Origin of the sequence: Treponema pallidum subsp. pallidum str. Nichols (assembly GCF_000410535.2) — a bacterium.
GTDB classification, from domain to species: Bacteria; Spirochaetota; Spirochaetia; order Treponematales; family Treponemataceae; genus Treponema; species Treponema pallidum.
In genome coordinates this window covers 568,991-593,163 of record NC_021490.2, presented here as the reverse complement: position 1 = coordinate 593,163, position 24,173 = coordinate 568,991, and the positions used below count along the sequence as shown (strand labels likewise).

23 protein-coding genes and 1 tRNA gene are annotated in these 24,173 nt (G+C 53.6%); 18 read left to right on the top strand and 6 right to left on the bottom strand.

The genetic code is table 11. The annotated features are described in order from the left end of the window. Positions 1-37 precede the first annotated feature (37 nt). The 6 genes from ispH to TPANIC_RS02660 all read left to right on the top strand — a co-directional run bounded on the left by ispH (position 38) and on the right by TPANIC_RS02660 (position 8,428). Positions 38-1,168: a 4-hydroxy-3-methylbut-2-enyl diphosphate reductase gene (ispH, locus tag TPANIC_RS02685; RefSeq protein WP_010881994.1), complete on the top strand. Its 1,131-nt coding sequence runs from the start codon at positions 38-40 to the stop codon at positions 1,166-1,168. Further along, positions 1,165-2,880 carry a S1C family serine protease gene (locus TPANIC_RS02680; RefSeq protein WP_014342474.1) on the top strand — a complete coding sequence of 572 codons (1,716 nt, stop codon included), beginning with the start codon at positions 1,165-1,167 and terminating at the stop codon, positions 2,878-2,880. The genes ispH and TPANIC_RS02680 overlap by 4 nt, the downstream gene beginning before the upstream one ends. An 84-nt stretch (positions 2,881-2,964) precedes the next feature. Then, the gene (locus TPANIC_RS02675; RefSeq protein ID WP_010881992.1) at positions 2,965-4,029 is read left to right on the top strand and encodes a galactose ABC transporter substrate-binding protein; all 1,065 of its coding nucleotides are present in this window, start codon (positions 2,965-2,967) and stop codon (positions 4,027-4,029) included. Positions 4,030-4,053: 24 nt separating this feature from the next. Beyond that, positions 4,054-5,922: an endonuclease/exonuclease/phosphatase family protein gene (locus TPANIC_RS02670; RefSeq protein ID WP_010881991.1), complete on the top strand. Its 1,869-nt coding sequence runs from the start codon at positions 4,054-4,056 to the stop codon at positions 5,920-5,922. Between the two features lie 41 nt (positions 5,923-5,963). Then, a complete protein-coding gene (gene ruvA / locus TPANIC_RS02665; protein ID WP_010881990.1) occupies positions 5,964-6,647 on the top strand; it encodes a Holliday junction branch migration protein RuvA in 684 nt (227 codons plus the stop codon). A 59-nt stretch (positions 6,648-6,706) separates the two neighbouring features. After that, positions 6,707-8,428, top strand: coding sequence for a diphosphate--fructose-6-phosphate 1-phosphotransferase (locus TPANIC_RS02660; RefSeq protein ID WP_010881989.1), 1,722 nt, complete (start codon positions 6,707-6,709; stop codon positions 8,426-8,428). On the opposite strand, the gene era is transcribed toward TPANIC_RS02660, so the two are convergent. The 4 genes from era to TPANIC_RS05310 all read right to left on the bottom strand — a co-directional run bounded on the left by era (position 8,425) and on the right by TPANIC_RS05310 (position 10,387). After that, complete coding sequence (era, locus tag TPANIC_RS02655) at positions 8,425-9,384, bottom strand: GTPase Era (protein WP_010881988.1); 960 nt, start codon at positions 9,382-9,384, stop codon at positions 8,425-8,427. The two genes, TPANIC_RS02660 and era, sit on opposite strands and share 4 nt — an antisense overlap. 129 nt (positions 9,385-9,513) lie before the next feature. After that, positions 9,514-9,879 carry an anti-sigma factor antagonist gene (locus tag TPANIC_RS02650; protein ID WP_013945178.1) on the bottom strand — a complete coding sequence of 122 codons (366 nt, stop codon included), beginning with the start codon at positions 9,877-9,879 and terminating at the stop codon, positions 9,514-9,516. A 192-nt stretch (positions 9,880-10,071) separates the two neighbouring features. Further along, positions 10,072-10,144: transfer RNA gene (locus TPANIC_RS02645), tRNA-Asn, on the bottom strand. Positions 10,145-10,165: 21 nt separating this feature from the next. Beyond that, entirely contained in the window at positions 10,166-10,387 is a 222-nt protein-coding gene (locus TPANIC_RS05310) for a hypothetical protein (protein WP_010881986.1), read from the bottom strand. Between TPANIC_RS05310 and TPANIC_RS02640 the strand changes: the two genes are divergently transcribed. The 12 genes from TPANIC_RS02640 to TPANIC_RS02585 all read left to right on the top strand — a co-directional run bounded on the left by TPANIC_RS02640 (position 10,359) and on the right by TPANIC_RS02585 (position 21,379). Beyond that, positions 10,359-11,618, top strand: a complete 1,260-nt coding sequence (locus TPANIC_RS02640; RefSeq protein WP_010881985.1) for a phosphoglycerate kinase — start codon at positions 10,359-10,361, stop codon at positions 11,616-11,618. The two genes, TPANIC_RS05310 and TPANIC_RS02640, sit on opposite strands and share 29 nt — an antisense overlap. 150 nt (positions 11,619-11,768) lie before the next feature. After that, positions 11,769-12,518, top strand: a complete 750-nt coding sequence (tpiA, locus tag TPANIC_RS02635; RefSeq protein WP_010881984.1) for a triose-phosphate isomerase — start codon at positions 11,769-11,771, stop codon at positions 12,516-12,518. Positions 12,519-12,667: 149 nt separating this feature from the next. Then, the gene (gene secG, locus TPANIC_RS02630) at positions 12,668-13,084 is read left to right on the top strand and encodes a preprotein translocase subunit SecG (RefSeq protein ID WP_014342465.1); all 417 of its coding nucleotides are present in this window, start codon (positions 12,668-12,670) and stop codon (positions 13,082-13,084) included. A 128-nt stretch (positions 13,085-13,212) separates the two neighbouring features. Continuing rightward, positions 13,213-13,425 carry a hypothetical protein gene (locus tag TPANIC_RS02625; protein WP_010881982.1) on the top strand — a complete coding sequence of 71 codons (213 nt, stop codon included), beginning with the start codon at positions 13,213-13,215 and terminating at the stop codon, positions 13,423-13,425. 3 nt (positions 13,426-13,428) lie between these two features. Further along, the gene (locus TPANIC_RS02620) at positions 13,429-14,454 is read left to right on the top strand and encodes a V0D/AC39 family V-type ATPase subunit (RefSeq protein WP_010881981.1); all 1,026 of its coding nucleotides are present in this window, start codon (positions 13,429-13,431) and stop codon (positions 14,452-14,454) included. Continuing rightward, positions 14,447-16,132 (top strand): V-type ATPase 116kDa subunit family protein, encoded by a 1,686-nt coding sequence (locus TPANIC_RS02615; protein ID WP_014342463.1) that lies wholly within the window; start codon positions 14,447-14,449, stop codon positions 16,130-16,132. The genes TPANIC_RS02620 and TPANIC_RS02615 overlap by 8 nt, the downstream gene beginning before the upstream one ends. 1 nt (position 16,133) lies before the next feature. After that, positions 16,134-16,430: an ATP synthase subunit C gene (locus TPANIC_RS02610; protein ID WP_013945170.1), complete on the top strand. Its 297-nt coding sequence runs from the start codon at positions 16,134-16,136 to the stop codon at positions 16,428-16,430. A gap of 22 nt (positions 16,431-16,452) precedes the next feature. Then, positions 16,453-16,770: a V-type ATP synthase subunit F gene (locus TPANIC_RS02605; RefSeq protein WP_014342462.1), complete on the top strand. Its 318-nt coding sequence runs from the start codon at positions 16,453-16,455 to the stop codon at positions 16,768-16,770. A gap of 5 nt (positions 16,771-16,775) precedes the next feature. Continuing rightward, positions 16,776-17,402 carry an ATPase gene (locus TPANIC_RS02600; protein ID WP_010881978.1) on the top strand — a complete coding sequence of 209 codons (627 nt, stop codon included), beginning with the start codon at positions 16,776-16,778 and terminating at the stop codon, positions 17,400-17,402. Continuing rightward, the gene (locus TPANIC_RS02595) at positions 17,399-19,216 is read left to right on the top strand and encodes a V-type ATP synthase subunit A (protein ID WP_010881977.1); all 1,818 of its coding nucleotides are present in this window, start codon (positions 17,399-17,401) and stop codon (positions 19,214-19,216) included. Before TPANIC_RS02600 ends, TPANIC_RS02595 begins: the two co-directional genes overlap by 4 nt. Beyond that, the gene (locus tag TPANIC_RS02590) at positions 19,213-20,655 is read left to right on the top strand and encodes a V-type ATP synthase subunit B (RefSeq protein ID WP_010881976.1); all 1,443 of its coding nucleotides are present in this window, start codon (positions 19,213-19,215) and stop codon (positions 20,653-20,655) included. The genes TPANIC_RS02595 and TPANIC_RS02590 overlap by 4 nt, the downstream gene beginning before the upstream one ends. Positions 20,656-20,749: 94 nt before the next feature. After that, on the top strand, positions 20,750-21,379 hold the full coding sequence (locus TPANIC_RS02585; protein WP_010881975.1) for a V-type ATP synthase subunit D: 630 nt from the start codon (positions 20,750-20,752) through the stop codon (positions 21,377-21,379). Between the two features lie 47 nt (positions 21,380-21,426). On the opposite strand, the gene TPANIC_RS02580 is transcribed toward TPANIC_RS02585, so the two are convergent. Both TPANIC_RS02580 and efp read right to left on the bottom strand, forming a co-directional pair. Then, positions 21,427-23,433 carry a helicase-related protein gene (locus TPANIC_RS02580; RefSeq protein WP_010881974.1) on the bottom strand — a complete coding sequence of 669 codons (2,007 nt, stop codon included), beginning with the start codon at positions 23,431-23,433 and terminating at the stop codon, positions 21,427-21,429. Between the two features lie 147 nt (positions 23,434-23,580). Next, entirely contained in the window at positions 23,581-24,144 is a 564-nt protein-coding gene (efp, locus tag TPANIC_RS02570) for an elongation factor P (RefSeq protein ID WP_010881973.1), read from the bottom strand. Positions 24,145-24,173 lie beyond the last annotated feature (29 nt).

Genomic DNA, 24,173 nt, shown 5'->3' with positions numbered 1-24,173 from the left:
GCCAGTTTTCTTCCGGTTTAGTGCCCCAGTGAGTGATATGAGAAAGGTCAATTGCATTAAGGTTATCACGCGCGCCCACACCCTCGGCTATTGCGGCGGGGTGCGTATGGCGGTGCGCATGGCAGAACACGCCCGCGCCCACCACCGCGGGAGCGTCTACACGCTCGGTCCGCTCGTCCACAATCCCGTGACGCTCGCCCGTTTGCGCGCGCGTGGCATTGAGTGTCTGGATCCTGCTCATCTATCTTTTGCGCTGCACGCTCCTGCGGCACCGGGCGCAGCGCCGCATGCAGTGGAAGAAAAGACGGCGCGTACCGTGGTGATTAGAGCGCATGGCGTGGCACCTGAGGTGTATGAGGCCCTCGAGCGTTCCGGAGCGCAGGTGGTGGACGCCACCTGCCCGCGAGTTAAGGAAAGTCAGCGGCGTGCTCAGGGTTTTGCCGCGCAGGGACTGCACGTTATTCTCGCCGGGGACCGCAATCATGGGGAAATCGTTGGCATCGAGGGGTATGTGCGCGCGGGAGCTGCGCAGGCGTGCAGCCACTTGCCAGGCGGCGCACCAGACGGCATGCTGCCACAGGTGCAGTGCTTTGTGGTGCAAAACGCGCGTGAGGCTGCCGCGTTGCCGTGTTTAGCGCGTGCAGCGCTCCTTGCCCAAACTACCATTACACAGGGTGAATACGACGCGATCGCCGCTGCGGCGCGTACCCGTGTGCGGGAATTGACGGTAGCGCGTACTATCTGCGCGGCAACTGCGCGCAGACAGGCGGCGCTGCGTGCTCTTGCGCCCACGGTGGAAGCGCTCCTGGTGATCGGCGGCGCACACTCGGCAAATACCCAGCGTCTACTCCACACCGCGCGCGAAACGTCGCTACCTACGTGGCTGGTAGAGCGTGTAGAAGATATTCCCCCCGATATCTATGCCTTCAGTGCGGTGGGCATCAGTGCAGGGGCTTCCACCCCAGACTGTGTTATCGCTGCTGTGGAGCAGGCGCTGCGCACGGGCGGCGCGCCTGTCGCTTCTCGGGTGTCTTCCTCTGCTCTGCCCAAGGTGAGTACCTGCAGGGCTGTTTGTGCGGCGGCTACTTCTTCCGTCGGTTCAGCGGGTGCATCCGGCGCGGTGTCGCCCGGTGCTGTCCGACCTTTTGCTGTAGGCTCCGTGCGGTGAAAACCGCTTCCCTTTGTCTGCGAAGTGCATGGCTGAACGTTGCGCTCGGCGGGGTGCTGGGTGTCCTTTCCGGTTGTCGTGTCTTCGACGAAAGGGCGGATGTGCGCGTCGACCGTACGGGAAAAGAATACCTCGATGCACAGGTTGCGTGTGCAAAAGAGGAGCTGCGCGCGCGTCCTCTGCGGGCGCTTATGTGTGCAATTGCGCTCAAAAGAAATGCCCCAGCACATCAGAAGGTGGCTCAGCTGTATGCCCAGGCGCTTGCGCGCGTCAAAGAGGCGTTTCGCTATTCAGTGGAGAAACAGAAGTGGTCGGAGGCACTTGTGTTTTTTCGTTCCCTCTCGGCACTTCGCATTCCGCTGAAGGACTGGACGGAGCGATCGCTGCATCGTGCGCAAATTGAACAGTGGAAAAAGGAGGGTGCGCACGTATTGGTTGCGGCGCAAGAGAAGCGCGCCGGAACTTCTGCTGCGCGGAGTCCGGCAGCCATGATAAAGGGGACGGTCACCATTTTGGTAGATCGAGGAATTCGCGTAGAGCACGGACGCGGGTTTGCAGATCGAGTTATCGGGTCAGGTTTTTTCATCGACAAGAGGGGCTATATCGTCACTAACTACCACGTTATCAGAAGCGAGGTAGATCCTGCGTACGAAGGGTATTCGCGTGCGTACATCAAGCTCCCCTCAGACAACACCGTGAAAGTTCCGGTGCGCGTTGTCGGGTGGGATGCGCTTGCAGATCTTGCATTGCTAAAAACAGAAATTACTCCTGAGGTGGTGTTTGGCTTAGGTTCCTCAAAGAATTTGGACGTGGGGAGTAAAATCTACGCGATAGGATCGCCTGCTGGGCTTGAACGAACGCTTACTTCTGGCATCGTGTCTGCGAAAAAGCGCAAACTGCTTTCAGTCGGTGGGGGAGTGCTGCAGATAGACGCATCCATTAATCGAGGGAACTCAGGCGGTCCAGTTATCGACGAGGAAGGGTGCGTTCAGGCAGTAGCGTTTGCAGGTGTGGAGCAGCATGCAGGGCTTAATTTTGCCATTCCTGTAGAATTGCTCAAGCAGGTGCTGCCAAGCTTGTACCGCGGGGGATTGGTGACGCATCCGTGGCTTGGTGCGTTTGGTGAAACACACCGTGTGTGGAAAAATGCTGGCGTCGGCGGTGTGCTTTCTTCGTACGTTATTCCTGGCAGTCCTCTCTCGTACGCAGGAATACCAGAAGGGGCAATTATTACCACGGTCAATGATGCATCCGTTTCTTGTGTAGCTGACTTACAGGCAGAGTTGGAAAAATACGTGCCCGAAACTATCGTCCGTCTTGCAGGGTACCGACTGCGGGACAAGAGCAAACTGCATGATCTGGCCGCCTATGAGCAGGATGAATGGTACTGCCAGTTAGGAGTACGGCCGGAACATCCTGCCCGGATCCTGTATAAGTACGACTTATCGTACCGGGCCTTCTTGCCCCTTTTTGGGATGCGCTTGGCGCGCACCGGCACGCGCAACACCTACCGTGTGGAGTCACTGGTTCCTGGCAATTTTGCAGATGAGCATGGCTTTAGCACGTACGACGTAATAGAAATCCAAAACATATACATGATTGAGGCAAGTGAGGCGATTGTCGCAGACGTGTACGCTAAACGGCGCAAGGCCGGGTACATAGACACGTTCATGCGATTGGTGGCAGCACTGGATAATCCATCCTTTTTCTAATTTCTATATTCCTCGCGCGGGTATCAGGGTGTGAGGGGAAAGAAGTGTCAAATCAGAATGCGCTGGTGAACATGAGGAGGAAATATGAAAGGTACAGGGATGTGTGTAGCGCTCCTTTTGTGTGCACTTGGTGCGGGCGCGTGCAAGCGCAGCGAAAAGCCGACTATCGGAGTAGTCGTGTATCAGTATGACAACACGCTCGTGGCGCGCTTGCGTCACATACTCTCTACGGTTGGCAAAAAACATGCTCGAATCCTCATCGTGGATAGTCAGGCATCGCAGAGTATTCAGAACAAGCACATCGATCAATTTATTGCGCGCGGCGTGCACGGTCTTGCGGTAAATCTTGTAGACCATCGTGCTGCGCGCACGGTTATTGAAAAGGCACAGCAGGCGCGCATTCCGCTAGTATTCTTCAATCGTATGCCTGACCTTTCTGATTTGAACCGGTATGCACGCGCCTATTACGTAGGCGTCAAGGACGACGAGCTTGGTTTGCTGCAAAGCAGACTGGTTGCGCAATATCTGGAACGTACACCAAGTGCAGATAAGAACGCCGACGGTATTATCCAATGCGTAGTGCTCAAAGGGGATCCTGATCATAAAAGCGGTGCTCGCTGTGCGCGGTATGTGTGTCAGGCGCTGAGAGAAATCGGATTAAAGGGCGAGATAATCGGGGAGGCTTTTGCGCTTGACAGTCGGGTGAAAGGACAGGCTGCGATGCACACGCTTATTCACACACACGGAGATCGCATTGAGGCAGTATTTGCGAATAACGATGACGCAGCGCTCGGCGCCATTGAAGCGTTGCAGAGTGCAGGTTTTTTTAAAGAAAATAAGCGTGTGCCGGTTGTGGGTATCGATGCTACTGCGTCTGCTTTGAAAGCTATTGAAGAGGATCTGATGCTCGGCACCGTCCTTAACGATGTCTCCAGTCAGGGGAAGGCTATTTTAAATCTTTTGTTTGCACTTATGGGTGATTCTGTCCCATCGATCCCCGCTGAAGACAGCACTGCGTTTACGCACGCAGGAAACGGAGTGGCAGGACGCGCGGCAGTATTCGGTACGGCAGAAAAGCAGTGTGTGTGGATCCCCTATAAAGTTGTCACCAAAGAAAACTACCGTACTGTGCAAAATTACCTGCGCTGATACACTGCGCGTGAGGAGTGTCCTATGAGCAGTAAAGTAGCGGGAGCGTGCGTGGGGGTCATCTTTTGGATAGTGGGAACAGGATCACGGTGCAGTGCGGCGTCTGTTCCCCACTCAATCGGTGCGATCCAAGGGGAAGGACACCGTTCTGCCTATGAGGGTAAACACGTGCGTGATGTGCGTGGCGTGGTAACTGCTATTGCGCGTTCGGGTAAACGACCTATTGGTTTTTATTTTCAAGATCCGCATGGGGATGGCAATCCTAAAACGTCTGACGGCATTTTTGTGTATTGTGGTAAGGCTTTCCCTGATAGTTTGCGCGTGGGTGACTACGTGGCGGTGCTCGGTACTGTCAGCGAGTATATCTCAAAAGGCAATGCTCGGGATCTGAGCGTCACCCAGCTTGTTATCAAGCGCGCGCAGGATGTGCGAGTGCTAGCACATGGCAGGGAATTGCCTGAACCGGTGTTGATTTCGTATGCGCGGGTGTCTCAGCCGGTGTTTGTCAGCAACCTTGCAGACCTCGCACCGGATGCAGAGACTATTGATTTTTATGAAAGTGTGGAAGGGATGCGGGTTCAGATGGTGAATCCCACCGTTCCTGCTGTTGCGTATCGCTCTACGTATTACCTCCTACCGGGGGATACCCCTTCTACACGTTTGAATATGCACGGAGGATACGTGTATGAGCAAACCCATATACGTCCTGTCCTTGCCTTTTGTCCCCGGCGTATGTTTGACAGCCTTCCTGAAGTATTCAAAAGCGCCCCTCCTCTGCCTGGTGATTCCTTTGAAGGGACGGTGGTGGGGATCATGGGGTATTCGTCTTCTAGTTACCAATTAGAACTTGCTGAGCCGCTTCCCCCTTTGAGACGCTCAGGTTTTAGTCCTGAAGTTTCGACCATACAGTTCAACGCACGATTTTTGAATATAGCGAGTTATAATGTGGAGAATTTTTCTGCAGGGAATAAAGCAGACTCAGCGCGTGCGCGCGTCTTTGCGAAGCACTTTGTGAATGATCTTAAGGCGCCGGACGTTATTTGTCTTGTTGAGATACAGGATGACGATGGCGCAAAAAAACATCATCACTGTACGAGCGCACAGCACACGTTGGATTTACTGGTACGTGCAATGGCAGAGTTCAGCGCCGTTCGGTATAAAGCGGTGAATATCGATCCGCAGGATAATGCTCCTGCGGGCGTGCAATCGTTGGATGCCGATGGCGGACAACCGGGAGGAAATATTCGCTGTTGTTATTTGTACCGTACCGATCGTGTGCAGCTGGTGCAGGACCAGACAGGAAGTGCAGGAACATTTCATTCGGTTGCCCAAATGGTGCGCGGGGGAAGACAGATGGTAAAAAATCCTGCGCGCATCGGAGTAGGGCAAGAAAGTTTTCAAAACACACGTAAATCTTTGGTGGCACATTTTCAGTTTGTATCAGGGGTGAATAAGGGGAAAGATTTTGTTGTGGTAACGAATCACTTTTCTTCAAAGCGAGGGGATGACCCCGTTTGGGGTAGCACGCAACCTGCACAGGAACACTCCAAACGCAAGCGTATACAGCAGGCGGCGCAGGTTGCCGCTTTTGTTGCTGCACTACGTCGCGAGCGTGCAGATCTTCCGGTGGTGGTGGCGGGAGATTTCAATGATTTTTGGTTTTCTGATGTTATTCAAAAATTCACCGCAGTGGGGATGCACAGTGCGTTGGATCTCTTGCCGGAGACGGAGCGATATACCTATGTGTACCGCGGTTACTCGCAAACACTGGATAATATCCTGTCTGTAGGAGCGCGCACGGAGACTGCTGATATACTGCATATCAACGCAGAGCAGCCTGCTCGGGAACGCGTTTCTGATCACGATCCGGTCTTTGTGCAATTGTCATGGTAGCGTAGTGTTCGCTTCAGTGCGCCACACATAAAGAGGAGATAATGTTCGAAAGCATCAGCGGTATCTTGACGCTCCATGAGCGCGAGCGCCTCTGTGTTGAGGTGCATGGTATTGAATGGGAAATTGCAGTGTCCGCATACAGTAGTGCTGCGTTCGGTGAGGTTGGATCACACGTTAAGGTCTTTACCTGGTTGTATCACCGTGAAGATGCGCTTCGCCTCTTTGGTTTTTCGAATGTACAAGAGCGCACGCTCTTTCTCAGTCTTACAAAGGTAGAAGGTATTGGTCCAAAGCAGGCGCTCAAAGTTCTTTCGAGTATTAGCAGTCAGGCTTTGTGTGCAGCGCTTGATACAGGAGATTTATGTGCACTCCAGCGCATACCAGGCATTGGAAAAAAGACTGCACAGCGCATGCTCTTAGCGCTGAAAGGTACGCTCGCGCTAACCGACGCGGCCTCTTGTGCCCAGAGTCAGACAGATGATCGTGCTGCACATCCGAGCAATCTTGGGTGTGCTCCCCATGCGAGGGAAATTGAGGATCTGGTAACTGCTCTTGTACAGATGGGATACGACAGGAAAATGGCGGCGGAGGTGATCGCACAGGAGAGCGCTGCGTTGTGCAGTGTGGGGCGTTCACTGTATGAAGAAGAAGCGACGGTTCTTAAACGTGCTATTCTTGCGTTGAGTATTGCGCATCCACACGCGGTCGCGCCTGCTGCAGAGTGAGTTGTGGGGGTGCGGCGGTGCGGTCGTGCTATTTTTCGTATATGAAGGAGTAATCATCGATGAGTATTTCTCTCTTGCAACAGGAACGGCATCGCTACCTGCCAAAGGTCCCCGATCTTCTTCGGGGGGACTTTCGGCGCGTTTGTGCGCGTCGCGGCTTATCCACCACTGCGGTGGCAGACTATGACGCGTTGCGCTCTCTTTTTGCGCGGACCTACGGTCAGCCGCTGGTGAACTTCGTTAATGCTAGTGAGAAAAACGAAGATTCCCCCATGGAGACTGCACCTGAGCCGCGAGGATTACGTGTTGCCATAGTACTCTCAGGGGGTCAGGCACCAGGTGGTCACAACGTTATAGCAGGGCTTTTCGACGGATTAAAACGATGGCACGCTGACTCTGTCCTTATCGGTTTTCTAGGCGGTCCTGCGGGCGTGCTTTCTGGCGATCATATCGAGATATGCGCAGACCGTGTAGATGCGTACCGCAACACAGGTGGCTTTGACCTCATTGGTTCAGGACGCACCAAAATCGAAAGTGAGTCCCAGTTTGCCGCCGCGGCGCAGACAGTCACGCGTATGGCGCTTGATGCACTCGTAGTTGTAGGAGGTGATGACTCCAACACGAACGCTGCCCTTTTGGCAGAACACTTCGTAAACAGTGGTATTTCTACCAAGGTTATCGGTGTTCCCAAAACTATTGACGGAGACTTGAAAAATGAGGCGATAGAAACCTCGTTTGGTTTTGACACTGCCACAAAAACATACAGTGAACTTATCGGGAACATTGCGCGCGATGCGTGCAGTGCCCGCAAGTACTGGCATTTTATTAAGCTCATGGGGCGTTCAGCCAGTCATATTGCGCTTGAGTGCGCGCTGAAAACACAGCCAAATGTCTGTCTCATTTCGGAAGAAGTAGCGGCGCAATCGTTAACGCTCGCACAGATCGTGCAGTCGTTGTGTGACACCATCGCCACGCGCGCACAACACGGTGAGCACTTTGGTATAGTGTTAGTTCCAGAAGGACTTATCGAATTTATACCTGAAATGAAGGCTCTAATTACGGAGCTCAACGAGGTGATGGCACGCCGCGCGCAGGAATTTGAGGCGCTGGACACTCCTGACGCGCAGCGCGTTTGGATAGAGCAGGCGTTGTCTGCTTCTGCTCGTGCGGTGTTTAACGCATTACCTGCTGAAATTTCCACACAGCTTTTGGCAGATCGGGATCCACATGGGAATGTGCAGGTGTCGCGCATTGACACAGAGCGTTTGCTCATTCTCCAGGTAACGGAGCGCTTAGCGCAGATGAAGCAGGAAGGTACGTACACCGGTGTTTTTTCCAGCATTGCTCATTTTTTTGGTTACGAAGGGCGATGCGCTTTTCCGTCCAACTTTGATGCAGATTATTGCTATACGCTCGGTTTGACCGCGTGTCTTCTGGCCGTGCACAGGTTTACAGGGTACGTAGCGTCGGTGCGTAACTTGACGTCTTCTGTAGCTGAGTGGGCAGTAGGTGGCGTGCCGCTTACTATGCTCATGAACATGGAGCGCCGACATGGAAGTCAAAAGCCGGTGATAAAAAAGGCGCTGGTTGACCTGGAGGGCATGCCGTTTCGGGTGTTCTCTCGTCGGCGTGCGAGTTGGGCCTTAAAAACAAGCTACGTGTATCCGGGGGCGGTACAGTATTATGGACCTCCGGCTGTGTGTGACGAACCTTCAGTAACTATACGCCTTGAGCGGCCCGCCCCTGCGGCGAATTCCTCATTTGGGCACCGGTCATCCTAGTACAGAAGGGAGCTGAGTGTGTGGTCGCGTTGTCTCCAGCTGCGGTCTACCTTCACTCGTATATCAAGGGAAATATGGTAGGGGAGGAGTGTGCGTAGCGCGCGGATGGCATCTAGCCGTATGGCGCGAATAACTGCACCTTTCTTCCCCACGAGCACTGCCTTTTGACTTTCCCGTTCTACTGCAAGAAACGCACGGCACCACAGTTCCCGCTTGCCGCGGCGCAGCTCCATGTCTTCCACTCCGGCGTATAGTGCGTGCGGCAGTTCGTCCCGGCAGCGTGCGATTGCCTGTTCTCGGATGAGCTCAGTGACGCGAAAGGCGATGGTCTGATCCGTATAGCAATCCTGAGGGTACAGAGGCGCCGCTTCTGGCAAGAGATCTCTCAGCGTGCGCATGAGGGCATCGAGCCCAACCTGGTGCAGGGCAGATATTGTAAATACCCGATCAGCAGGGAGGTGGGGGAGTGCGGCGTGTAGCGCTCGTCCCAGGCTGCCGGCCCGCAGCACGCTGCCTTGCCTGTGTAAAAAGGCATGCTCGTCGCACGAGGTCGAATTGTGAAGGACATCCACTTTATTGAAGGCAAGCAATACGCGCGTTTTTTGATACGGGGCAAGCAATGCACAGATGGCTGCTTCTTCTTCTCCAAATTGACGGGTAGCGTCTACTAGGTACAACAGCACATCAGCATCCTTTACATTACTGTGCACAAGGGACTGCAGGCGCAGATTAAATTTTCTGTCAGACCGGTGATACCCCGGGGTGTCCATAAAGACAATTTGGTCGGATTCTATATTTACGATGCCGCGCACCGTGTTACGGGTTGTCTGAGGTATAGGGGAAACTATGGACACCTTGTACCCGCACACGGCATTGAGAAAGGTTGACTTACCTGAGGAAGGTCTGCCGATAATGAGCGACACCCCACTTCTTGGGGAAGCGCCGTCCGTTACCATATGCACAGTGCTGAGTATAAAGGAAAGACGCTACCACTGCAGTCCGTGCAGCGGCACGCGGCAGCAAAAAGCTGTGGGATATCTAACCCTCCCGCGCGTGGGAGGGTTCAACCCATGACGAGGAAAAACCTACAGGGAGCCGGTCTGCGGCGGTGCAGAGGATCGGGCCCTTGCAAGAGCCTCGTCTACGCTTTCAGCGATGGGAAAATAATTCAGCAGCCGGGTGAGCTCAATCACTTTCTTTACAGAGCCGTGCACACCTGAGATAAAGAAGTGGATTTTTAACTTTTTCACTGTCGAACACAGATAGATGAGAACGCCAATCCCTGAGGAATCGATATACTCTACCGCCTCAAGGTCAATGACGATACAGCGCGGGCCCCTATCGAACAACTTCAGCACAAGGTCTTTAAGCTTGTAGGAATGATACAGATCCATGTCCCCACTGATGTCTACGACACATATTCCGCCACTCTGACGGACCTTCAACTCCATAGGCACCTACTCTCATGGGCACCAAGCCCCGCATTTTTCCGATAGAAACCAGGCGCACACAGACCCACGGGACGCTGCACGGCCCATTCTAAAAAAGCTGGAAGTACTGCTCACTGCCCCCAAGGGGCCACAACCCGTGAAAGACACACCACCTTCCATGAGAATTCTTAACTGAAAGAACCAAAAACATCACTCCCCCGCGCGGGCTCGAACCACGGACCCAATGGTTAACAGCCATTTGCTCTACCAACTGAGCTACAGGGGAATCAGCACCCGCCGGGGTATATCATTCCGCATAGAAAATGTCAACAATGACGAAGGGTCTGTGCCCCACCCCGTACGCGTGTAGGGCGCACAGGCAGGGGAGCAGTGATGTGAGGCGTCCGACCGATGCGGATATTGAATCTTTTTTTGAAATATAGTGAGAATCAGCCGCAACGTGTGGCGGATGGGGTAACCCCTGCGTCAAAAAGGAGGAGATGATGCTGAGAACTTGTAAAGATGTCACAATGCGAGGTGAGCGTGTTGTCGTGCGTGTTGATTTTAACGTACCGATGCGTGATGGTATGGTGCAAGACGACACGCGCGTCACTGCAGCAGTTCCTACTCTGCGGTACATCATCGAGCAGGGGCCGCGACACGTAGTGCTCATTAGCCATCTTGGAGACCCTACCCGTGATGCGGATAAAGCAGAGGGGAACGCTAAGAAAGATGGTTGTCCCTTTGACCGCCACGCATTCATTAACGGCAAACACCGGCTTAAGCCGGTTGCGGACTGCCTTGCAAAGAAGTTGGGGGTGCCGGTGCATTTTGCGCCTTCCTGCGTCGGGCAGCGTGAATTTATTGAAGGGCTGCCCGACGGTTCGGTAGTGCTTTTGGAGAATGTGCGCTTTCACCCCGAGGAAACATCTGGTGATGCGAAGGTGCAGGAGCAATTTGCGCGGGAGCTTGCCCAGTATGGGGACATTTTTGTTAATGATGCGTTCGGCACTGCGCACCGTGAACATGCATCTACGGTGGTACTCCCGAGACTTATGCGTCGCAGAGTGGCCGGTCTTTTGATAGAGCGGGAAGTGAGGTACCTGGAACCTATGGTATGCAACCCGAAGGTGCCAATGGTGGCGGTTGTCGGTGGTGCCAAGGTATCTTCTAAGATAGCAGTCTTGGAGAGTCTGCTTCGAACATCGACGGCGCTTATCATCGGGGGAGGGATGGCATACACCTTTTTGAAAGCGCAAGGTGTGGGTGTAGGTACCTCCCTAGTGGAGGATGACTTTATCGACACTGCACGTATGCTGTTGCAAAAGGCTCAAAGCGGTGGTGTGTCGGTGGTATTGCCGGTCGATCACGTATGTGCGTCCACGTTCTGTGCGGATGCGCAGCCGGTTGCGGTGGACGATGTGCATATTCCTATGCACTTGATGGGTATGGATGTTGGTCCGCGTACGCTTGAGCAGTATCGTGCGCATTTAAAGGGAGTGAGCTCCGTGTTGTGGAATGGTCCGGTAGGGGTTTTTGAGTTCGATGCCTTTGCACACGGTACACGGGTGCTTGCGCAGTTGATAGCAGAGGCGACGGATGCGGGTGCTACGTCGGTAGTTGGTGGAGGAGACTCTATTGCAGCAGTCAGCAAGTTTGGGCTTGCAAGTCGCATGAGCCATGTATCTACGGGGGGTGGCGCATCGCTGAAGCTCTTTGAGGGTAAAGTTTTACCGGGCATTTCGTGTCTTGAAACATAGGATATAGTGGTGCCGTGAGATTTTCCCTTGGGTTGGGGCGAGATCTCCTGGCGAGGGTATGTCTCTGCGGTGGCTCTATAGAACAGTTTCTCGTGGAGCTATCGGCGGGGTGTTTGTGGTGTGAACGAAAGGATGTGCTAAGGAGGGGATATGCGCGGCTATTTTATCGCGGGGAATTGGAAGATGCATAAAACGTGTGCGGAGGCGGTGGCGCTTGCGCAGGAACTCGTGCGGGAATTACGGGGTGGTCCGCACACATACATGATTGCGCCGAGTTTTACCGCTTTAGACGCGGTGGGGAAGGTGCTACGGGGAAGTAACGTACTTCTTGGCGCGCAGGACGTGAGTAGTGAAGAGTGGGGGGCGCATACTGGAGAGGTATCCGTCCTTCAACTCGAAGACCTGGGGGTACAGGTAGTCATCGTGGGGCATTCCGAACGGCGTCATGGGCGTGGGGAGAATGATAAGCTTATCAATCAAAAGGTCAGACGCGTGTTAGAAAGCGGTTTGCGCGTCATCTTATGCGTCGGCGAACGACTCCAAGAGTATGAAGCGGGGTGTACCAACGAGGTAGTGGGAACTCAAGTGCGCGCAGGGATGGCAGACGTGTGTGGGTCACTCATGCATAATGTAACTGTTGCGTATGAGCCTGTGTGGGCAATTGGTACGGGTAAGACTGCCACTCCGGCACAGGCGAATGCGGTTCATGCTCATATTCGGTCAGTAGTCCGCGAGATGTACGGCGCGGCTATCGCAGAGGCACTGTGTATTCAATACGGCGGATCCATGAAAGCGGAGAACGCGCGGGCACTGTTGGCTGAAGAGCACATTGACGGGGGACTCATTGGCGGTGCTTCGCTGGAGGCTGCGTCTTTTGTTCCTATCGCGCGCAGCGTGTAGAGAGTAGTAAAGGATTCTGGGTGGTGTGCGGTATTGCGTAAGCAGGTTTCTTTTTTTGTGCCGTTCACATGGTCGTTTTTCTGTTCTCGGGACAGGGAGTGAAAGGTTGAAGTCCTTGTTTTTGCGCACGCTTTGGTGTAGCATGAGGCATGGCTGTGCTGAGCGTTATGATACTCTCACTCCTGGTGGTGGTTTGCCTTCTGGTGGTCACGCTAGTGCTCTTGCAGACTGAAGAGGGAGATGGGCTTGGTGGCATGTTTTCGGGCGGTTCGCGTTCTGCCTTTGGTTCGCGCTCCGCTTCGGTCCTCACGAAGACTTCCTACGTTATGGTAGGGCTCTTTTTTGGTTTGACTTTCTTTCTCGCGTTGTTGAACCGGGCTCCGGACGACACGGGCTTGCAGAAAGCGGCGCAGCAGAAGCAAGCCGAGACGGCTGTGGAGTGGTGGAAGCACCCTCCGAAGGAAGGTGCTGGTGCTCCAACGTCTCCTGAGTCTACTGGTCCTGCCGCAGGGAATTCCTCGGGCTCTGGGGTAGCGGTTCCTCCGTCCCCTGAGGTACGGGAGTAGGTCGATGTGCTCGCTGAGTGTCGGCCGCGTGGGTTGGTAATATGGATAAAGGGGTGATGGTCCGCCTAGCGGAGGTGGAGGATGCGGCCGCTGTCCTCGTGGAGAAGGCGCAGGAGCAGGCGCAGCGGATGCGCGAATCTGCAGAGGCGGCAGGGGAGACCTTGGTGAAGGAAGCGGAGGGGAGCGTGGTTGAGGCGCAGGAGCAGGCGTGGCATGAGGCCTGTGCGCGGATAGACGCTCAGAGAAGGGAGGCGTGTGGACAGTTAGAACGCGAGCTTTCTGTGCTGGAGGAGGACGTGGAGCGCTTCGAAGCCTTCCTTGATGGTTTCTTTTTTGGGTAGTGTGTGGCTGTGGAGCGAGATGTCGCGGATGTGTTCGTCTATGCGAAACTATCCGGTTTGTGTGCTCGGCTTTGGGTTGGTGAGCGCCTGGGTACCCTGCAGGGTGTGGGGACGCTGTGTGATCTCTGGGTGCGCCTTTTTTCTGAGCCTGCCCCTAGGTCTGCTGGTGCACATCTGGTAGGTCTGATCCAGCGGCGGGTGGAGGCGTGTCTGCTGCGCGATTGTGTGCGTGCGGCATCGTGCTATCAGGAACCCCCTTCGCTTTTTTCCGCGCTGCTTGCTCGTTACGACTATCTCTACCTGAAGACGCTCTCTTCTTCTGAGAGTCAGGCGGGGTTTCGCGTCTGCCAACCGCCAGATTTGGGTCGTTTTTCCCTTTTTCGTTGGGAAAAGTGGCCGTGTATCGAGGCTGTCACTCGGGGGAGCCCAGTTTCCTGGTACAACCGCGTACCTCGGAGTGATGAGCGTGTCTTGTGGGATTTGCGCTTAGATCAAAGTTACTACCATGCGTTGTGGCAGACATTGTGTTCTATTCCCGAAGATGATCGCACTGCATGTTCCCGGTTAGTGCGTGAAGAAGTGGCGTTGTACGCTGTTGGGTGGGTACTTCGTCTGCGCATGTTCTATGGTGTACAGAAGAAAGACGCTCCTTCGGAGCTTTCTTCTAACGGTGCGATACGCAGGTGTCTGGGGACGTGGTGGAAATGCATCCTGTTTGCGTGGGATTGTTCTCTTACTGAGCGCGGGGCGTGGAGTGGATGGCGCTATGAGCGCTTCTTAAATAATCCTGTAGATGGGGTACAGTGGGAGCCGGATCTAGACGCGTTTGAACGTGCGGGCTCCCGTTTTCTGTATTGTCTTGCGCGCACGGTTTTTCATGCGCAGCTCTTTACTCCTGCGACGATCGTCGCATTTTTTATGATGAAGCGCTTTGAAGCGCGTGGCATCTGTGCGCTTGCAGAATGTATACATGCAGGGAGTGCGCGTACGCTGCCACGTGAGTTCTTGGGGGAAGCAGCTTATGTTTAGATCGCAGAGGATGAAGTTCCTCGAACTTGTAGTGCTTGAACGGGATGTGGACCGAGTACTGGAGTACCTGGGAAAGACGGCGCTTGTCCATTTGCGTCTTTCCGCCGCGGCGCGTGGCAGTTCTTCCCACTGTGCGCAGAGCAAAGAGTATGTCGGCCGTCTTGAAGAAGCGTGTAAGTACCTGGGTGTCTCTGGCGAGTGCGCGTTTTCTCCAGGGGATTCTTTGCCTACCGAAGAAGACTACACGTTGGCACAGCAGATACTTGCAGAAGTTGACGCTTTGCACGCACGCGAACGAGAGGGTGATGCTCCCTCAGTTCCCCGTGGGAAGAGTTCTGTAGCCCATGATTCTGCCAACGAAGAGCAGTTTCAGGGTGAGAAATGTGCGCTCGGCTCGATGCGAGGCCCGGCACTGTGTGCGCTGCTTAGGCGTTTTGCGCTGCAGGAACGTGTGCACCGCACGCGTGATGCGCTTGAGTCTACCCGGCATACCTATCGTATAGCTGGCTGGTTGCCAGCACATGAGGCGAAGGACCTCGTTGCAGGATTGGACAACGTGACCACAGGGAGGATGGCAGTCCGCCTGTTTGAACCACAGGAGCTGTCTTTTATCAGGGATGGCAGCGAGCATGTGCCGGTGTGTTACCAGCATGGCCGTTTTGTGCGTAGTTACGAGCGTATGGTGTCTAGTTATGGTTGTCCCCCCTACGGGCTCGTCGATCCGACTCCTTTCGTTGCTTTCTCCTATGCGCTGCTTTTTGGGATTATGTTTGGGGACCTCGGGCAGGGTCTCCTCTTTTTCGTACTTGGTTTGCTACTGCGGACGCGGCGTGTACGTGCGCTAAATAGATGGGCACACCTTGACTACGTGTTCTTGTCCGTAGGTTTCTCTAGCATGGTGATGGGTTTTCTGACGGGGGAGTTTTTCGCTCATGGTACGCTCCTCGCTCCGTTGATTCGCAGCGTTACTGCGCTATGTGGTGGAGTACCACGCGATCACATCTTGCACCTAATGCCTTCTCATGGCTCTCTGCACACGCTTATGGCCTTTTTCGGCTTCACGCTTTTTTTAGGATTTGTTATTAATTCGCTGGGCCTTATCATCAACATTGTCAATCAGGTGAGACTGCGCCATGCGCTTGCAGCAGTGTGTTCAAAAACGGGAGTGTGCGGACTCCTCTTTTTTTGGTACATGGTTGCCCTTGCAGTGCGCATACCACTTTTTGGAATTCCATTCGGGGTCTTTGATGCGGTTGCAATGGGCGTGCCTCTCGTGGGTATTTTTTGTCAAGAGTTTTTGGAGCGTGTGTGCAAGCGTGTGCGTCCGTGGTTTCCTGAAGGTGTTGGCATGTATCTAATGCACGGTGTTATCGAAATGGTCGATGTGGTGTCGGGATTTTTCTCCAACTCCATGAGTTTTTTGCGCGTGGGAGCCTTTGCCTTGTCCCATGCGGTACTAAGTTTTGTGGTGTTTACTATGACGCAATTCGTTGGTGGCTACGCTTCACTATGGGGCATACTCGTGTACGTGTTTGGGAATGGAGTCATTATCTTTCTAGAAGGGTTGATCGTTGCCATTCAAGCGGTTCGGCTGCAATACTACGAGTTTTTTTCAAAGTTTTTTACCAAAAGTGGGAGCGTCTTCGCACCGTTTAGGTTTGGATATCAGGAGGATTAGTATGGGTTGGAAAAGAGCATGGTTTACGGGTGTGTTTGCTGGCTTGTGCGTGCTTCTTAACGCGGAGAGTCAGCCGCCCTCTCATGTAGATGGCGGCTTAAAATACATTGCCGCAGGACTCGCGGTGGGGCTCGCTTGCGTTGGGGGAGGCCTTGCAGTAGGTAAAATCGGGGCTGCAGCGATGGGGGCAATGAGTGAGGATCCTGAAATTTCAGGAAAGGCACTTCCCTTTATCGGTCTTGCAGAAGGCATTTGTCTGTGGGGTTTTTTGGTCGCATTGCTTATCATCTTGCTTTGACGTGCGTCTGGGGTGTCATCAAGTGACGTATTGCATAATTGGAGAGCAAGAACTGGTGTTGGGTTTTTCCTTAGTAGGGGTGCACGGTTTCGTGGTACATTCTCCAGAGGAGGCGGCGCGCGCATTCTCCCAGGTCACGCGTCCCCCCTCTGGAGACCGTCCCGCGCAGGTCCTCATACTCACCCAGCGCGCTATGTCTTACCTGAGAGAGGAGGTGCGTGCGTGGCAGATGCAGGGGGAGTTACCCTTTGTCGTAGAAGTCCCCGCTTTGCACGAACAGGGGAACGTACGCACGTCCCTGCGTGAATCAATTCGACAGGTTATCGGGGCAAAGGTATAGACTACATGGAAGAGCTGCGTTCAACAGAGGTGTTAGAAAGAGATATATATGCGGAGGCAAGGAAACGTGCCGATCATATACTTTCCTGTGCGCGGGCTGACTGTGCGCAGTTGGAAGCGCACGCTTCTGCACGCGTCCAGGACATCACGCGCGCCGTTGAGCAACTCTTTGCCCAGCGTATCGCCGCGTATGAACGCAATGCCCAGGCGGTTATTCCGTTGGAGCGTATCAGGCAGACAATCCGTGCCGTTGACGCGCGCGTGCAGCGTGCACTGGCTAGTTATTTTGAAAAGATAGGGGAAGAGAAGCGGCTACGGGTCCTTGCTCGTCTACTCGAACGCTATGCACCGCTTATCGGCGAGCAAAAAATAACGGTACGTTTCTTCGGTTATTGCGAGTCGCGGGTGCGTGATCTTCTCAATCAGGCGCTTCCACGTGCTGTCCTGCGTTCTCTCACCCCCTTTGATAAGGCTGAGGCCTGGCGCGCACAGTGCAGTGATGGGTTGACTATTGAGACGGAGGACGGGACGCTCCAGTGTCGGAGTACAATCGAGGAGATCTGCGCGCAACTTTTGTCTGAAAAGAGACAGGAGTTGGCGTGTGCCCTGTGCGGTAATGGAGTGGTAGCGTGATCAAAGACGATGTGGTTACAGGCCGTGTAGTGAGGGTGTCTGGTCCCATTGTGTATGCCGAGGGCCTCTCTGCGTGCAGCGTATACGATGTTGTCGACGTAGGGGAAGCATCGCTCATCGGAGAAATTATCCGGTTGGATGAGAGCAAGGCGGTCGTGCAAGTATACGAGGATGACACAGGTATGCGAGTCGGGGAGAAGGTGACAAGCTTGCGTCGACCACTCTCAGTCCGCTTAGGGCCTGGATTAATCGGCACCATTTATGACGGTATTCAGCGCCCACTTGAGCGCCTCTTCCAAGAAGACGGCGCCTTCTTGCGTCCTGGTGCGCGTTCACAACCGCTTGATGGCTCCGTACGCTGGGATTTTCGTCCTCATTGTAACGAGCGCGGTGAGGCCCTGTGCGCGGGGATTCCGATTGCACCTGGGTCAGTGTTAGGGACCGTGCAGGAGACTCCTTCTGTTGTGCACACTATCATGGTTCCTCCTGACATCCGGGGGAGCGTGCTATCTTCGTTCAAGGGCGCAGGTGCTTACACAATAGATGAAGAAATTGGACGCACTGATCTTGGTGAGCCGCTTTTTCTATCCCAGTACTGGCCAGTGCGTCGTGCGCGTCCTTTCAGCAAAAAACTTGCAGTGTGTGAGCCACTAGTTACTGGACAGCGGGCGATTGATGTTTTCTTCCCCCTATCAAAGGGAGGAACGGCGGCTATTCCAGGGGGATTTGGAACTGGGAAGACAATGACGCAGCATGCCGTTGCCAAGTGGTGTGATGCAGATATTATCGTGTACATCGGCTGCGGAGAGCGGGGCAACGAGATGACAGACGTGCTCTCTGAATTTCCCAAACTCATCGATCCGCGCACAGGACGCTCTCTTATGGAGCGGACGATTTTGATCGCAAATACGTCCAATATGCCTGTGTCCGCACGCGAGGTGTCGCTGTATTCAGGGATTACCCTTGCGGAATACTACCGTGATATGGGTATGCATGTGGCCATCATGGCTGATTCTACCAGCCGCTGGGCGGAGGCGCTGCGTGAATTGTCTGGGCGCATGGAAGAAATGCCTGCGGAGGAGGGATTCCCTGCGTACCTTCCGACGCGTCTTGCAGAATTTTATGAGCGCGCAGGACGCGTGGAAACCTGTGTGGCGCGCGAGGGCTCTGTGAGCATCATTGGTGCTGTTTCTCCCCTGGGTGGAGATTTCTCTGAGCCGGTGACGCAGCACACAAAGCGCTTCATCCGTTGCTTTTGGGCCTTGGATCGTGAACTTGCACACGCGCGTCATTACCCTGCCATTGGGTGGATAGATTCATACTCTGAATATGCGCAGGAAGTAAGTGCATGGTGGAGTAAGTATGACCCGCGCGCAGGCGCGTTGCGCGCCGCAGCCTTGGATTTGCTGAGAAAGGAACAGCGGTTACAGCAAATTGTCAGGCTTGTCGGTCCTGATGCGCTGCCTGGAGAAGATCGTCTGGTGCTAATGGTGTGTGAAATGATCAAAGGTGGCTTTCTGCAGCAGAACGCTTTTGATCCGACGGATGTGTTCTCCTGTCCCGAAAAGCAGGTGCAGATCTTGCGTACCATAGTGGATTTTCACGAACGTGCCGTGGTGCTGCTGCGTGCAGGTATTTCGCTTTCTGCGCTGTCCCAGCTTTCGTGCCGGGAGCTCATCGTACGTATGAAAACTACGTACGGGAATGAGGATGTACACAAGATGCAGAAAGTGTACGACACGATGTGCACTGAGTTTGACCAACTGAGTGTGTGTGCTGCCGCGCGCACACAAGGGGGGGAGAAAGTCGAATGAAGGGAGTGTGGTATCGGGGTCTGTCCTCCATCGACGGTCCGATCGTGGTGGCAAAGCGCCGGGAAGGTGCATTCTATGGGGAGATTACGGCCATCCGTGATCGCTTCGGTGCTCTGCGTACCGGCAGGATAATTGATCTTTCTCAAGAGTGTTGTCTGATTCAGGTGTTTGGCTCCACGCTTGGGCTCAGCCTCGACGGTGCCTGCCTTGAGTTTTTGGACGTGCCGATGCAGCTGCGTGTCTGTGAGGGTTTGATGGGGCGGGTATTCGATGGATTAGGGAGACCAATCGATGGTTTCCCAGAGGTGCTCTCTTCTCAATTGCGTAATGTGAACGGCTATCCTATCAATCCGTACGCGCGCGTATATCCACGTGACTTCATTCAAACCGGTATTTCTGCTATCGATGGTATGAATACGCTCATTCGTGGGCAGAAACTGCCAATCTTCTCTGGGAACGGCCTTGCGCACAACCGTTTAGCAGCGCAGATTATCAGACAGGCAAAAATTCTTGGCACGGATGAGGCCTTTGTGATGGTATTCGCGGGTATGGGTATTAAGCACGATGTGGCCCGCTTTTTTGTTTCTTCTTTTGAAGAAACAGGGGTACTGTCAAAGGTGGTGATGTTCCTGTCGCTTGCAGATGCGCCATCTATCGAGCGTATTATCACACCACGCTGTGCATTAACCGCAGCTGAGTATCTCGCCTTTGAAAAGAACAAGCATGTATTAGTCATTTTTACAGACATGACAAACTACTGTGAGGCGCTGCGGGAAGTTTCCACCACACGAGGGGAGGTACCCGGGCGTAAGGGTTATCCGGGTTACCTGTATTCTGATTTGGCAGAACTGTACGAGCGCGCAGGCAGAGTGAAAGGATCCTCCGGTTCGGTGACGCAGATTCCGATCTTAACTATGCCGAACGACGATATTAGCCATCCGATCCCTGACCTGACCGGGTACATCACCGAAGGACAGATTGTGTTGCAACGCGACCTATCTCAGCGGGGCTTGTATCCGCCCATTGGGTGTCTACCCAGCCTATCTCGCTTAATGAAAGATGGTATCGGGGAGGGTATGACACGCGCAGATCACCATGCGGTTTCAAGTCAGCTATTTGCTTCATACGCAAGAGTACAAAGCGTACGGAGCCTTGCCTCGATTGTCGGAGAAGAGGAATTACCTGCACTCGATAAGTGTTATCTGCGCTTTGGTGACTTGTTTGAGCAGTACTTTCTCACGCAGGATGAGCATGAAGATCGGAGTATCAGTCAGACGCTCGATATCGGGTGGAGTTTGCTCTCACTTTTGCCGCGCACCGAGCTATATCGTATCGACCCAAAGCTTATCGATCAGTACCTGACCGCTTCGTGCAGCGCGGTGAGTGATCAGTTGCGAAAGGCGATAGAGGAGGCCCGCACCCCGGTTGCGGACGCGTAAAGACCATGTGTCCTATAAGGCTCTTGGAGAAGGGTGATTTCTTTGCGGCGCTCCCTTGCTGTGTGTCTTGGCCACGCAGGGAGAGGATACAGAGGTGAAAACACCTTTAGCTCCCACCAAGTCGAATTTGGCGTATGTAAGAGATCAGTTGGGTTTGGCTCGTGATGGTTATCGCTTGCTTGAGCAAAAACGAGAAATCCTCTTTATGGAGCTCACTTCTCTCTTGGAAGAGGTGCATCTTCTAGAGACTGAGCTTGATAAGCGTCGGAAGCAGGCGTATGCGTCGCTGTGGCAGCTGCTTCTTGCACAGGGCCGCGATGATATTGCTGCCTGTGCGCTCGTAACACCGGTGCCCTGCCGTGTGCAGCAGGAGGTGCTTTTAATTGCTGGATTGCGATTTCTCCGTCTGGATGCAGTGATGCAGCCACCGAAGCTGCAGTATGCTGCGCTCGGCTCCAGCGCGTGCATGGATAGAGCGCGGGAGGACTTCGGGTTACTGTTGCAAACACTCACGAGAATGGCATCCGTACAGACTATCGTATGGAGACTCGCGTCAGAAATGAGAAAAACACAGCGACGTGTGAATGCGCTGAGCAAGCAGATAATCCCACAGATGTGCGAGACGTGCATGTACATCGAAAGCGTGCTCGAGGAGCGCGATCGGGAAAGTACTTTTGTGCTCAAATCGCTAAAGGCGCGCAAGGATCCCACAACCACCCTTTAGCACTCATCCGGCTGTACGTCCTGCGCTGCTGTTGTTCCGGGCCGACGCTACCTCAGGGAGGCGCGTCCGACACGCACTCTTCTTTTCCGCGGCCCTTTGCGTAGGGTGCTCTTCTTCAGGAAAGCTGCGCGCGTGGGGGACGTGCCGTGCTTCTCAGCGCGGCCCCTACGTTCTAGCAAAGCGGGAGCAATGAGCTCAGCAATTTTTTTCGAAAGGGGAGAAACGGACATTGCATACATACGAGACGTGCGCACGATCTCCCCGGCTACAATAAACTTCGGCCGGTCTTTATACACACAGGACCCAGGATGAATGTGAATACACTCTGCAGTGAGCGAGCGATACGAATCGCGGTGTTCTTGCACGCACACGAACTGTATCATGCCCGTGCCCACGCAGATTAAGTATTCTTCCACGGTCCCGCCCGTTAGCAGAGGGAATCCCATGCCACTTACGATAAGCTCGAGCTGCTCCTTTATGTTAGAAATCTCAGCCATAATCCGCTCGTCCAAATAGAAATGTTGGCAAAAGGAATGTTTGTTATTTTCTTGCGCATACGCGCGGTAGATCCGCAAAAAAGACACGAAATCCCCCATGGGATCGGAGAACGTGCCGTGTGCCTTTTTTGTTTTTTCTTCCTGATCCTCTGAAAAGATTAGCGGGCTGCGAGCAGACAGAAACGCCGCAGCGATAAGTACATCGTCAATAGAATGGGGATAGCGCCGCAGCGCCTCTACAATCATCCGGGACTGCCGAGGACCGAGCGGAAACAGGCACATCATTTTTCCAATTTCACTCAGACTCCGGTCATCTTCTAACGCGCCGAGCAAGCGCAACGTGTCTTCTGCGCCGATAATACCATGGGTGCCAGGAGGAGAAATAAAATCAAAGTGTTCGAAATCGTGGATACCGAGTTCTGCCATGCGCATGACTACCTCAGATAGGTCAGTGCGGTAGATTTCTTCAAGGGTGTACGGTTCACGCTGCTCAAAATCATCGCGCGAATATAGGCGATAGCACGTGCCTGCGCGTACTCTGCCTGCGCGTCCACGCCGCTGGTTACACGAAGCCTGAGAAATAGGAGTTTCGTCCAAACTTGCAGTATAGGAAAGCGGGTTATACGAATTTAACTTCACCAAACCAGAGTCAATGACGGTAGTTACATCGTCAATGGTGATGGATGTTTCTGCAATATTCGTTGCGATGACGACTTTTCTTTTTCCAAATGGCGCGCGGTTAAAAACTTGCTCTTGTTCTTCTTTACTCAATCTTCCATAGAGGGGCAAAAGAAAGAGCTTGCGGAACCAACGTTCATGGGAAAGACGGGTAATACAATTTTTAATAGAACGCTCCCCTGGCAGAAAAATGAGTATGGCACCTTTGTCCCTTGAAGCGATAACACGCTCAACGATACAAACGATCTTTTCTAGCAAGGCGGCCTCCGCTTCCTTTGTATGAGTAGATGCAGGCGTATCAGGAGGATCGAAAATAACAGTGACCGGGTATGCAACCGCATCTATTTTGATGACAGGGCACTCATTGAAATAGCGGGAAAACATGGCCGTGTTGATTGTGGCAGAGGAGATGACGATGCGGAAATCATGCCGCTGTTGCAAGACGCGCTTAAGCAATCCTAAAATAAAATCAATGTTGAGACTCCGCTCATGCGCTTCATCTACCATGATGATGGAGTATTTACTGAGGAGTGGGTCGAGCTTCATTTCTTGCAGAAGGATTCCATCAGTCATTACTTTTATTTTTGTTTCGACATCTGTGTGATCCTCAAAGCGCATTTTGTATCCGACAATGCCGGGCTGCACGTGGAGCACCTGCTTGGCAATGAACTCGCTTACAGAGAGGACAGCAATTCTACGCGGCTGGGTGACGCCGATAGCACCACCTTCATTGTATCCTGCTTCATGAAGAATGAGTGGCAGCTGGGTAGTTTTCCCAGATCCGGTGGGGCTTTCGACAACAATGACGTGATGGTGCGCGAGCGCGCTAAGAATTTTGTCTTTCTGAGAGTAGACGGGCAACTGCTTGTAACTGAACATGATTGCAAGCTCCTCTTACTGCGTGTGGATAGGACAGGATAGAAAAAAGAACCAGAAGTGGGAGTGGTGCGAACGGGCGGTAGGGAGCGTCCGCACGCGCACTGCGCGGACGGTGCTGAGAGTACAGAAAGACGGAGCGACCAAGCGCTAGTCATTGACACGTTCTTGATATTCATTCGTCTCTGTATTTATCAGGATCTTCTCTCCTTGCTTGATAAATAGGGGAACGCGCACGACAAGACCCGTTTCGGTAGTCACAGGCTTTGTGGCGCCAGAGACGGTATCCCCCTTAAGATACGGCTCGCTGTGTGCAACACGGAAAACCATTTTGGTGGGAATTTTTATGTCAATGGACTCCCCGTTCCAAATTAGGATGTCGTATTCGTCCCCTTCGCGCAAGTAGCGCTCTCTTCCTGGGACATTCCCTTTGGAAACGAAAATCTGTTCAAAACTGCGGGTATCCATAAAGACGAAGCATTCCCCGTCATCGTACTGATACTGAGCGCGGTGGCTGTCTACAACCGCATCTTCGACTGTATCTGAGGTCTTAACTGTCTGAGTGAGCACAGAGCCGTCACGAAGATGTTTCATTTTAACGCGCGCAAACGCAGCACCCTTACCCGGGTTTACGAACTCGCGCTCGACAACCAGGTACGGAGCACCTTTATGGAGCAGGACCGTCCCCTTTGCGATATCTCCCCCTCTAATCATGTAATTCCTCTCTTATCTCCTAGTAAACG